Below are 11,838 nucleotides of genomic sequence, written 5' to 3'. Positions count from 1 at the left end.
TGAAGACTTCTTTACTACTGATCAATCCATCCTCCTTCCGAAGTTGGTTTGCTAAGTGCTGCTATTGTACCCCTTGAGCCCTTAACAGGCTGTACTTGTATCCTAATTCATAGGCTGTAATCGGTGAAGTGCCAAAAATGATTCTGATTCTTGTTTCAGCATCGTTGCTGAGCAACCGCTAGGGTGTAGAGACGCGGATCTTCGACAAGAGGATCCCTAGGAAAAAACGAGAAAGAAGGAGAGAAAATCATGTCTGCCAGCACCCTTGTCCGTTGCGCCTGTGAACACTGCAACTGCAGCTTCGAGAGCAGCCAAGGCTATCGCTACGAAGGTCAACTCTACTGCAGCGAAGCCTGTGCCACCCACAATCACGAGCACCCTTCCGCCTGCTGTGTGGCTTCTCACTGCTGCCAGTAGGGTTCAAGGTAGCCCATCATCCCCAGCCCTTTCCTCTGGGATCCATTTCCCCCCTGGGCCGTTTTTGATAGGCTCCTGAGAGGTTCTACTCTTGTCGGCCAAGGGGTCGGCATAGCTTGCATGGATTACGGCTGGCGCGAAGATACTCCGCACCGCTGGGAGCTGCTGCCCACTCCCCCCCAGTTCAATCCGCAACTGAGCCGGGAATATGGCAAGTATGCGGCCAAGGTGATGGCTCTGCGGGGTCTGCACACCTGGGAGCAGGCGCAGGCCTTCGTGGATCCCGAACACTATTCCCCCACACCACCAGCATCCCTGCCGGATCTGGAGCGGGCGGTGGCGCGGCTGCTGCAGGCACGGGAAAGGGAAGAGACCCTGTGCATTTGGGGGGACTTTGACTGCGATGGTGTCACCAGCACCAGTCTTCTGCTCTCGGCGTTACAACCCTTGGGCTTCCGAGTCCAGTTCTCCATACCGCTGCGCAGCACTGAGGGGCACGGCCTCAACCCTCAACGGCTACAGCAGGTGCTGGCCCAGGGCTGCCAAGTGATCCTGACGGTGGATTGCGGGGTGGGCAATGCTGCCGAAATTGCCATGGCCCAAGCCCAGGGGGTGGACGTGATCGTGACGGATCACCACATGCTGCCGGATCCCTTGCCCGCTGCCTATGCGGTGGTCAACCCCTTGCGATTGCCGGCTGAACATCCGCTGCGCTTCTTGCCGGGGGTGGGAGTGGCCTACAAGTTGGCGGAGGCGCTCTACCAAGCCCTAGGGATCCCTGGTGTCGAGCAGCACCTGGATCTGGTGGCGGTGGGAATTGTGGCCGATGTGGCGGTGTTGCAGCGGGAGTGCCGCTACTTGGTGCAGCGGGGCCTGCCGGTGCTGGCCAGTACGCAGCGCCCGGGGTTGCGAGCTCTGCTGGCCCAGGTTAGCAACGGCCAGCTCCAGAGGTCGCCGACAGCCCAGGATATTGCTTTTCGCATCGCCCCCAAGTTGAACGTCATTGGCCGCTTGGAAGACGCCAGCTTAGCAGTGGAGCTGCTGACCACCTCCGATCCAGAGCGCGCCCAGGCCCTGGTGCAGCACTTTGTCGCCCTCAATGAGGAGCGTAAGCACCTCACCCAGCAAGTGATCCAAGAGGCCAGCCAACAGGTAGAGAGCTTGGATCTGACCCGGGAAGGAGCCATTGTTCTGGCGGAAGCCGGCTGGAACCCAGGGGTTCTGGGGATCGCGGCGGCGCGCTTGGTGGAGCAGTATAACTGCCCAACGGTGTTGATTGCCAAAGACGAAGCCACAGGGCTGGGCCATGGGTCGGGTCGTTCCCTGCCAGGGGTGAACCTGGTGGAGGCCATCGAGGCCGTGCGCCCCCTCTTGCGGCGGGGAGGCGGACACCCCATGGCCGCCGGGATCCAAGTGGATCTGGCTTGCCTGGCCGCTGTGCAACTGGCGTTGCAGCGGGAGCTGGCCGCGCGGGTTAGCCCGGATCAGCAGGCTCGCGCCTTGGCGGTGGAGATTATCCTCGACTGGGAGCTACTGGTCTCTCAGGATCGGGATGGGGTGGCAGAGCTGGATGAGGTGTATCGGCAATTGCAGCTTCTGCAGCCCTTTGGGCACGGCAATCCCAACCCCGTCGTTGCCTTGATGAACTTCCGTCCCAATAGCTCCAACCTGGGAGTCTCCCGCAATGGCCGCCACCTCAAGTTTGAACTCCAAGGCTCGCCGGGATCCCGTACTCTGTGGTTTTGGCAGGCCGGAGAAGAGCTGGAGCGTTGGCAAAAATGCCAAGCTTTGGACATCGCCCTCCAGTTGGAAGCGGATGACCGGGGCAAACAGCCTTGGCAGGGCAAAGTGCTGGCAGTGCGCCCTGCGGGAGAGTGGCAGGCACCCACCCTTTCTGCTCCCCCCATAGAGATCCAAGATTTTCGGCAGAAACCCCTGCCGGATTCGCTGAAAGGGGCCATCTGTTACGACGGGCAGGAGGCCGAGAACTTTGTTCCACCACCAAAAGGGGCAAAGCTGGTGCTGGCCCGCTGGCCCTGGCTACCGGCGGACTTGGCACAACTGCTGCAACAGGTACAGCCCCGAACCCTGATCCTGGCCGCTTCTGCCTCCCCCTGGGAGCAGATCCCCCAGCAGATTGCCCAACTGCAAGCGCTGTGGCAAGCAGGCCGACGGGATCCCGAGGATCTGGCTGCGGCAACCGGCTTTCCCCGGCAATGGCTGGCGGAACTGGACGGCCCGGAGCAGATCCCCACCTTGCTGATGGGCCGCCTTCAGGAATCCCAAGCCTTTCACCGCTGGCTGGATGAGGCTAGCCCCACCCAGATTGCCCAACTGTGTCAGCGGCTAATGCAATCGGATCCCCTCTCAAGAGAGACAAGAGAGAAAAGAGCATGCCTCTAACCCCCAAAACCCTGAACTTTGCTGAATTTACTGAGCTTTAGGCGGTTTGGCAAAAGTCATTGAGAGGGATATAGTAGACCAAGTTTCCCCCTGATCCTTGAGTCCACCGCAACGGTTGCCGGGAAGTGAAGGGGGAAAGCGCTCGGGGGGTATTCCTCAGGGCTTTGCGGGATACCGCCTTCCTGCTCAGAGATAGGCAGGATGCGATCGCTTCTTTCCTGAACCATGTTCAGGAGAGTTCAACGTGAATGTATCAGTATCCTCACTCCTCTCTCCTCACTTCTCACTCCTCATTGTTGCTCCCCACCGCTGACGCGATACTCTGGATCAAATGGCTCAACCTCATTTTTTCCAGCAACCAGAGCCCCTCAGAGTTTTCTGTGATCCCGGTTCGCCTAACCTTGCACAATTTTCTCTGTTACGCTCACGCCGTTTTGGATCTGCGCGGGATCCACACCGCCTGTATCTGTGGCCCCAATGGGGCAGGCAAGTCTGCCCTGCTCGATGCCCTCACCTGGGGCCTTTGGGGGCAAAGCCGGGCTAGCAATGACAGCGATCTCATCCGCAAGGGGGCCAGCGAAGCCTGGGTAGAGGTGATCTACCGCTCCCGAGGACAAACCTACCGTGTCCTGCGCAGCCGTCATCTATCGGGCGAGGGATCCCTGGAGTGGCAAATTCAAACCGGAGAAACCGACGGCCAACCTCGCTGGCGTAGCTTGACCCGCCGCGGCATGCGCGCCACCCAACAGGCCATTCAAAGTCAGCTCAGCCTCGACTACGAGACCTTTATTCACTCCGCCTATCTGCGACAAGGACAAGCAGATGCCTTCACTCTGAAGCGTCCCGGCGAGCGCAAGCAGATCTTGGCCGACATGCTCAAGTTGGGGCAGTACGATTTGCTGGCCGACCGCTGCCGGGAACAGGCGCGCAGCGCCAAGCTCAAAGCGGATCTGCTCCAAGAGCGCCTGCAGCAGCTCAACCAACAACAGGCCCACGTTGGCCAAATCCAAGCCGAGCTGGAGCGACTCCAACAACGGCAAACTCATCTGCAGCAGCTCCTAGCCCAGCAACAGCAGGAATTGCAAGCCCTAGAGCGCCTCTACGAACATCGCTGCATCCTGCAGGAGCGCCACCAACACCTTACCCAACACTTGCAAAAGCTCGGCACCAACCTACAGCACACCGAGCAACAGTGGCGTGCCCAGCGACAGCACCTGCTCCAGTTGGAAGAGCTGATCGCCCAGAGTGAAGACATCCTGGCGGGTTACGAACGCTACCAAGCCCTGATGGCCCAAGATCGCCATCTCCACCACCTCTTCGAGCAACAGCAGCATCTGCTCCAAGAACGCCAAAAGCTGCAAGCCCAGCAAGCAGAGCAGCAACAGCAGCAACTGCGCAAGATGCAACGGCTGCAACAGGAGTTGGCCGCCTGCCAAGCCCAGGCCCAAGCCGATGCCCAATTGCTGGCAGAACAGGAACGCATCGAAACCGGCCTGCGCCACTACCAGCAAGCTCAAGAGCGTCTCCAGGCCTTGAACCAAGCCCAAGCGCAAGCCGCCGTCCTTCTCCAGCAGCAACAGCATTGGCAAGAGCAAATCCGCCGCGAGCGGGAACGCCTGCAAGCCCGCGTTCAGCTTCTCAGCCAGCAACTACAAAGCCAGGAAACTCTAGCCCAACAGCAGCAGCAACTGGAGCAGAAAATCGCCGAAGGAGAGGCCGCCTTGGCAGAGCTGGAGCGACGGCGTCTCTACCAGCAGCGGGTGTTGGAAAAAGTCCAAGAACGGCGGCTGTTCGTGCAAAAGCTCCAGGAACGCCAGCGGGTTCTCCAGCAACAGTGGCAACAGGAGGAAGAACGCTGCCGCCTGTTGGTGACCAGCTGGGATGAAGGTCAAGAGGCGTTTCCCGTTCAAAGTGCTCCGCGAGGCGAACAAGATCAGGGAGAGCGCCGCCCCATCCCCACTTTGGCGAGGGTGACGGCCCTTGTCGAGGAGACAGCCGAACAAGAGAAGGGATCCCTGGCCCTATCTTCTGTCGGCCAGCCTGCCGAGCCATCCCCTGCAACGCCGACAGCAGAGCCGCAGGGATCCGGCTTTATGGCTCCGCAACGCCGTCGCAACTGGACTTGCCCCCTCTGCGCCCGTCCCCTCAGCCCGCGCCTGCGGGATGTGGTGCTGAAAAAACACCGCGAGCGTCAAGAGGAAATTGCCGGCGAACTGTTTGTTATCCGCGAACAACTGGCGGTGGCCGACCGGGAGATTGAACTCTTGCAAGCAGAATACCGCCGTCTCAGCCAAGAACTGGCCACCTGGGATGAGCGCCTGCATCTGCAAGGGCGATTGCAACAGCAGTGGGAAGCCGAGCAGGAACGCCGCCGGCAAATCCAGCTCTGGCAAGCAGAAGCGGCAGAGTTGAGGGAAATCCTCGACCGGGAAGCTTACGCTCAAGAAGCTCGGCAACAGCTCCAGCAGATCCAGCAGGCCCTGCAACAACTGGGCTATGACGAGCGCGAGCACGCCTTACAACGAGGAGAACTGGAGCGCTGGCGCTGGGCACTGGGCCGCTCTCAGGAACTCCGCAAGGCCCAGGAGCGCCGCTCTCACCTATGGGAGCAAATCGCCTCCCTACAGGCACAACTGGAAACCCTGCAACAGGTGGGATCCAAGGACTCCGTCCCGCCAGTGGGATCGGATTCTCCCCTGGCGGAGCGGTTGGCTCAGGTGGAACAGGCGTTAAACCACCTGGGCTACGATGGATCCCTGCACCAGCAGGTGAAAGCCGAACTGGCCCAAGCGCAACTCTGGCCGGTGCGCCTGCAAGCCCTACAGGTGGCCCGCCAGGAACTGCCGGAGGTGGCAGCCCGCACCCAAGCCTTATCCCAACGCCTACAGGAAAGCCGCCAGCACTTTGCCCAGGCCACCCAAGAGTTGGAACGGCTTCAGCAACAACTGGCGGAGCATCCCGAGGTTTTGCCTGCTCAGCTGGAAGGGATCCGCCAAACCCTGCGGGAGCACCGCCGGCGGCTGGATGAGGTGCTGTCTCAGATAGGGGCCGCCCAACAACGGCTACAACAGGCGGTTCAACAGCAGGCGGAACAGGCCGAGCTGGAACAGCAACTGCAACAGGCCCGCCGCCAGCAGCAGGTGTACCAAGAGCTGGCCAATGCCTACGGTCGCAACGGCATCCCCGCCCTGATCGTCGAAAATGTCCTGCCCGAGCTGGAAGCCCAGGCCAACCAGATCCTGGCCCGCCTTACCCAACACCGCCTGCACCTGCAATTGGTTACCCAGCGCTCCGGGCGACGCTATTGCTCACCGGCCAAGCTGTCCTCCGTAGCGGGACGGAGTCCCTATGACACCCTCGACATTCTCATTGCCGATCCCCACGGCACCCGCCCCTACGAGACTTACTCCGGTGGAGAAGCCTTCCGCATCAACTTCGCCATTCGCCTGGCCTTGTCCCGCCTGCTCACCCAGCGCTCGGGATCCGACCTGCAAACCTTAATCATCGACGAGGGGTTTGGATCCCAGGATGCCACCGGGCGCGCCCAACTGCTGGCTGCCATCAACGCCATCGCCCCGGACTTTGCCTGCATCTTGGTGATTACCCACATCCCCAGCCTGCAGGATGCTTTCCCCTGCCGCATTGAGGTACAACCCTCTCCCCAGGGATCCCGCCTCTCCATTCGCGGCTAGTCCCTTCAGGAGTTGCCGGCACGATTTTGCAGCCACTGCTGCAACAGGGGCACCAGAGTCTCGCTGAGTTGGTTCCACTGGTCGGGCTTCTGGACGGTGGTCAGCAGCTCCACCCGCTCCCCCCGGATCACCAGAAAGCCAACCGGCTCGATGCGCACCCCACCCCCCGCTCCCCCGAACAGGCTGGCCGGATCCCCGCCGTTGCCGCGACAGCCAGGAGCAGTCTTTCCAAAGTTACCCCCTCCCCCACCCAAGCCAAAATGCAAGGACATGTAAGGGACAATAATCGTCTCACCAATAGTGATCGGCTGACCAAAGGTTTGTCCCGTTTCCGCCAAAACCTTTAGCTTGCCGAGCACCGCCTCCAGCACCGATTCCACGTTGAAGTCGGATCCCATCTCCGTTGACTCGCCCACCAGACGCTCGGGCAAATGGCGCGCAGTACCTTCCCAGGCTAGTGCAGCCACGCCCAAGAGAGAAAGCCCAAGAAACTCCCCTAATCTTCGTCCGGCGAGCCGGAATAGAGATCTTCCAAACGGCTGCGAGCTTCTTCCAAGCTGGCCGAGCGAATCACTAGTAGAGGCTCCTCGGTGAGGTTGCCATCTTCATCCAGCAGCTCTGGGTGAGGGATCCGCTTGCGGGCACGACGAGGAGAGGCCTTGCGCTCTTCCACGCCCAGTGTGATGACATTGGTAACCAAGTTGCGCAGGGCCAAAAAGGCAATGGCCACAAAAGCGATGAGGTAGAGAATCTGCAGCATTACAGGTCGGGGGAGGGGTGAATCTGGCGAAATCGACGGCCCAATTCGGCACATTTCATAAGCAGGCGATGCCATTTTGCCATCAGCCCAGGGTCGATGCCAACCTCTTGATCAGAGGCCTGATAAAGCGCTTTGGCTACCTGTAGCTCCGCCTGGGCAGCCAAAACCTCTTCCAGCAAGGACTGCTGCTCTTCTGGGCTGATAAATTCCAGGGTCTCTTCCTGCAAAAAGCGGCGAGAACGCTCAAACCAGTAGCGGTAGTCCTCCAACAGTGGCCCCAGAATCTCTCGCAACAGCTCAGATTTGCTCATGGCCTGGGATCCCTCCACAACTGGTTTGGATGAAAAAATCTTAGCAGAACTTAACCTTCTCTCGCCACGGGAGAGCGGGATTCCAGGTAGGCTTCCATCTCCAGCATCAGGGCTTCGATCTGAGGCAGCAATTCCAGGGCCTGCTCTTGCCAGTAGCCCCGCTGGTGGGCTTCCAGCAGCCGCTCGCTCATGTCCCGCAGCGCCCAGGGGTTGCGGGATCGCAGGAACTGCTGGACTTGGGGATCCAATAGGTAGGCGCGGGCCAGGCCGGCGTACATGAAATCCGGCACAGCATGGGTGGTGACGTCGTAGGCAAAGAGGTAGTCCAGGGTGGCAGCCATCTCGAAGGCGCCCTTGTAGCCGTGGCGCATCACGCCGGCAATCCACTTGGGGTTGATCACGCGGGCGCGATAGACGCGGTCAATTTCTTCGGCCAGGGTGCGGATCTTAGGGTTGTGGGGACGGGCGTGATCCCCGAAGTAAATCCGCGGGTTGCGGCCCTGGAGCGTTCGCACTGCCGCCACCATCCCCCCTTGAAACTGGTAGTAGTCATCGGAGTCCAGCAGGTCGTGCTCGCGGTTGTCTTGGTTGTGGAGCACAATTTGCAGGTGGGCCAATTGCCGCCGCAGGGCTTCGGGGGCCGGCTCTCCCTCGCCATCGGCCCGGTAGGCGTAGCTGCTCCAGTTGAGGTAGGCGCGGGCCAGATCCGCTTCTGTTTCCCAGTTTTGCGCCTCGATCAGCCCCTGTAGGCCGGCCCCATAGGCCCCCGGCTTGGAGCCGAAGATGCGCAGCCGCGCCCGCTCCGCCGCTGCTTGCGTTGGGATCCCTTGCTCCTGCCAGTACTGGGTATCGGCCAGCACGTGGGCCCGCAGGGGATTGTCGGCTTCTGGCTCCTCCAGGTCAGCCACGGCCTGCACGGCCCGGTCAAACAGGGCAATCAGATTGGGAAAGGCATCGCGAAAGAAGCCAGAAATGCGCAAGGTTACATCCACACGGGGGCGGCCCAAAACCGCTACAGGCAGGATCTCGATGTCCACCACCCGTCCTCCATCCCAGCGGGGTTTGACCCCCAAGAGCGCCAGGGCCTCGGCCCAATCGTCGCCGCCAGTTCTTAGAGTTGAAGTGCCCCAAACGGATAGGCCCAGGCGACGGGGATATTCCCCCTGCTCTTGCACGTAGCGCTCCACCAGCCGCTCGGCGGCCAGTGAGCCGACCTGCCAGGCGGTGGGGGTGGGGATGGCGCGAATGTCCACCGAGTAAAAGTTGCGCCCCGTGGGCAACACGTCCACTCGGCCTCGGGTGGGGGCGCCGGAAGGGCCGCTGGGCACATAGCCGCCCCCTAGCCCATGCAGCAGGTTCTCCAGCTCCTGGGGGGTTTGCTGCAGGCGCGGCAGCAGATCCGTCTCGATCCAATGCAGCACCTGCCTGGCTGCTGGCCCCGGCGGCGGATCGTAAGGGATCCCTTGCAGCCGCTGGGCAATCCAGCGGCGGGCTTGCGCTTCCAGGGCGGCCACCCCGTCTCCAATGTGGCGAAAGTTCTCGCCCATAGACCTTGAGGTTTTCCCAGGCCGGCTGCCAGCGGCTAATTCTTCAGATAGACCGCCGCCCCTAGGCCGACCAACATTTCCTCAGGGGTAATTTTGCCATCTTGGTTGGTATCCAGGGCATCGAAAACGCGATCTGCCCCCATCCACTCCTCGCGGGTGATGAAGCCATCCCCATCCAGGTCGTAGAGGCGGAAGACATCCTGGGCGGCGTGGGTAATGGTTTCCTTGGCACCCTCCAGCTTCTGCAGCCGCTCGGTGAGCAGTTTTTCCAGCACCTCCAGCGCTTTGGAGAAGCCCTGGATCCCTTCTTCCAGCTTTTCTGAGGCCATGCGGTTTTCCCGGTGCATCTGGTCGAAGGTGGCTCTGTCCATCACCAGGCGCGGGATGTCCATTTTCTTGGCTTTTTCCGGATCCAGTTTGCGCTCCAGGTAACCCTCGGTGTTCTGCAGCTCCGCCAGCAGCGCCGGTGAGATGGTGAGAAGATCGCAGCCGGCCAACTCGATGATCTCCCCGATGTTGCGGAAGCTGGCCCCCATCACTTCCGTCGGAAAATCGTATTTGCGGAAGTAGTTGTAAATCTGGGTCACCGACTGCACCCCCGGATCTTCGGCAGGAGGGTAGCTCTCCCGGCCCGTGTGTTTCTTGTACCAATCCAAGATGCGGCCCACAAAGGGCGAGATCAGCTTCACCCCCGCTTCGGCGCAGGCGATGGCCTGGTGTAGGCCAAACAACAGGGTGAGGTTGCAATGGATCCCTTCTTTTTCCAGGATCTCGGCAGCTCGGATCCCTTCCCAAGTCGAGGCAATTTTAATCAGCACCCGCTTGGGATCCGCTCCTGCCGCCTTGTAGAGCTCGATCAAATGGCGGGCTTTGGCAACTGTGGCTTCTGTGTCGTAGGAAAGGCGGGCATCCACCTCCGTCGAGACCCGGCCAGGAATGATGGACAAAATGCGCACGCCAAAGGCTACCGCCAGTTGATCGATGGCGTGGGCCACCACGGTTTTGATGTCGGCTTTGGATCCCAGTTCTTGGCGGGCCTTGAGCAAGGTTTCATCGACAATGCCCTGATACTGAGGCATTTGGGCTGCAGCCGTGATCAATGAGGGGTTGGTGGTGGCATCTTGAGGCTTAAAGCTCTCGATGGCGTTGATATCCCCCGTATCAGCCACCACGACGGTCATCTCTCGCAACTGCTCCAGCAAGCTCTTGCTCATGTTCGGCTCCTTGAGATTGCGCTACGCGCCGCTTCTGCGACCTAGTCCCAGTGTTACCCATCCACGCAAGGGATCCCAGCAGATGTGAGATTGTCTTAATTCTCTTCTCTGGCCGGGTTCACCCCCACGGGTGTGGGGACAACTGGGCATACTCGTTTCAAACAAGATGAAGACCCTTCGCCGCTGACCCTTACCCCTTGCGGGCGAGGGGAGCTGGGGATCAACCAACCAGCTGTTCCACAGCCGTTTGCAATGACCAGGCAAAGCAAGGGGGAAACCCCAGAGGCTGCCTAGCCCGCCTGGCTGCGCAACTGCCGCAAGAGCCGCTCAAACTCCTCCGGCAGGGGAGCGGTAAACTGCAGCGGCTGGCCTGTGCGCGGGTGAACAAAGGAGAGCTTCCAGGCATGGAGAGCTTGGCCGCCCAGCTTAACAGGGCTGGTTTTGCTCTGGGTGTAGAGGGGATCCCCGACAATGGGTAGGCGCATGTGGGCAGCATGCACCCGAATTTGATGGGTGCGCCCGGTCTCCAGCTCAAACTGCATCAGGGTGTAGTTGCCCAGCCGCTCCAACACTTGCCAGTGGGTTACCGCCACTCGCCCTTGGCCAGGGGTCAGGACGGCCATTTTCTGCCGATCCACCGGGTGCCTCCCAATGGGGGCAGAGACGGTGCCTTGGCTTTGGGCCGGCCGGCCAAACACCACCCCCAAGTAGATGCGCCGGGCGGTTTTGGCCTGGATCTGGGCTCGTAGGTGCTGGTGGGCCTGATCGTGTTTGGCAATCACCAGGGCACCAGTGGTGTCTTTGTCAAGGCGATGGACAATACCTGGACGCAGCTCGCCGTTGATGCCTGAAAGATGGGGGCAGTGGGCCAGCAGGGCGTGCACCAGGGTGCCACTGGCGTGGCCGGGGGCGGGGTGCACCACCAAACCGCGGGGCTTGTTGATCACAAGCAAATCGTCATCTTCGTAAAGAATGTCCAAGGGGATCGGCTCCGGCTGCAGGGCAGTCGGGGTGGCTGGCGGGATCCGCACCTCGACTTCATCCCCAGCTTGCAGGGGGCGATCCTTATCCCGGCAGGGCTGCCCATTGAGCCAAACCTGGCCCTGGCGGATAAGCTGCTGCAGGCGCGACCGCGACAGCTCCGGCAGTTGCTCTGCCAATCCTCGATCCAGCCGCAAGCCCTGCTGTTTTTCCGTCACCCTGATCTGGCGAATGTCTGCTGCAGCCTCCTTGTGGCCCTCCATGCCGTTGTTGCCCAAATTGCCTTCTTTGACCATTGTGGCAGCCCGGCTACTTTTGCACTGAGTAAAAAAGGTCGAAGATTTGCAGCAACTTCCGCAGGCAGGTGGTGGGGGGATCTGCCTTGTCTCATCGCCTTCTAAGCCTTCTTGGGGGGATCCCTGGGCAATTTTAAGGGGCAGAAAATCCTGACTAGAGTGAGGCTATGGCCCACCAAGAATGAGTTGGGCCGAGTGTTGGCATAGGAGAGCCGGG

The 11,838-nt window shown here is 60.7% G+C and carries 8 protein-coding genes and 1 pseudogene; 3 read left to right on the top strand and 6 right to left on the bottom strand.

Features of this window, described 5'->3' with window-relative positions; genetic code table 11:
• Positions 1–249 precede the first annotated feature (249 nt).
• The 3 genes from ACVWXF_RS10255 (at position 250) to ACVWXF_RS10245 (ending at position 6,512) form a co-directional block, all read left to right on the top strand.
• Positions 250–417, top strand: coding sequence for a hypothetical protein (locus ACVWXF_RS10255; RefSeq protein WP_083757636.1), 168 nt, complete (start codon positions 250–252; stop codon positions 415–417).
• Positions 418–537: 120 nt separating this feature from the next.
• Positions 538–2,820 carry a single-stranded-DNA-specific exonuclease RecJ gene (gene recJ / locus ACVWXF_RS10250; protein WP_457474327.1) on the top strand — a complete coding sequence of 761 codons (2,283 nt, stop codon included), beginning with the start codon at positions 538–540 and terminating at the stop codon, positions 2,818–2,820.
• Positions 2,821–3,068: 248 nt separating this feature from the next.
• Complete coding sequence (locus ACVWXF_RS10245) at positions 3,069–6,512, top strand: AAA family ATPase (RefSeq protein ID WP_457474326.1); 3,444 nt, start codon at positions 3,069–3,071, stop codon at positions 6,510–6,512.
• Between the two features lie 5 nt (positions 6,513–6,517).
• On the opposite strand, the gene ACVWXF_RS10240 is transcribed toward ACVWXF_RS10245, so the two are convergent.
• The 6 genes and pseudogenes from ACVWXF_RS10240 to ACVWXF_RS10215 form a co-directional block, all read right to left on the bottom strand.
• A complete protein-coding gene (locus tag ACVWXF_RS10240) occupies positions 6,518–6,979 on the bottom strand; it encodes a GerW family sporulation protein (protein WP_457392296.1) in 462 nt (153 codons plus the stop codon).
• Positions 6,980–7,008: 29 nt separating this feature from the next.
• Entirely contained in the window at positions 7,009–7,272 is a 264-nt protein-coding gene (locus ACVWXF_RS10235; protein WP_414344596.1) for a DUF2973 domain-containing protein, read from the bottom strand.
• The gene (locus ACVWXF_RS10230; protein ID WP_414398975.1) at positions 7,272–7,583 is read right to left on the bottom strand and encodes a DUF2605 domain-containing protein; all 312 of its coding nucleotides are present in this window, start codon (positions 7,581–7,583) and stop codon (positions 7,272–7,274) included. The genes ACVWXF_RS10235 and ACVWXF_RS10230 overlap by 1 nt, the downstream gene beginning before the upstream one ends.
• Before the next feature lie 50 nt (positions 7,584–7,633).
• Positions 7,634–9,118, bottom strand: a pseudogene (locus tag ACVWXF_RS10225) (cobaltochelatase subunit CobN); the annotation flags it as partial.
• 47 nt (positions 9,119–9,165) lie between these two features.
• A complete protein-coding gene (locus tag ACVWXF_RS10220; RefSeq protein ID WP_414382237.1) occupies positions 9,166–10,344 on the bottom strand; it encodes a transaldolase in 1,179 nt (392 codons plus the stop codon).
• A 290-nt stretch (positions 10,345–10,634) separates the two neighbouring features.
• Positions 10,635–11,588, bottom strand: a complete 954-nt coding sequence (locus ACVWXF_RS10215; protein WP_457474328.1) for an RluA family pseudouridine synthase — start codon at positions 11,586–11,588, stop codon at positions 10,635–10,637.
• Positions 11,589–11,838 lie beyond the last annotated feature (250 nt).

It is taken from the genome of Thermostichus sp. MS-CIW-40, from assembly GCF_054058315.1.
This window is presented reverse-complemented; position numbering and strand designations above follow the sequence as displayed.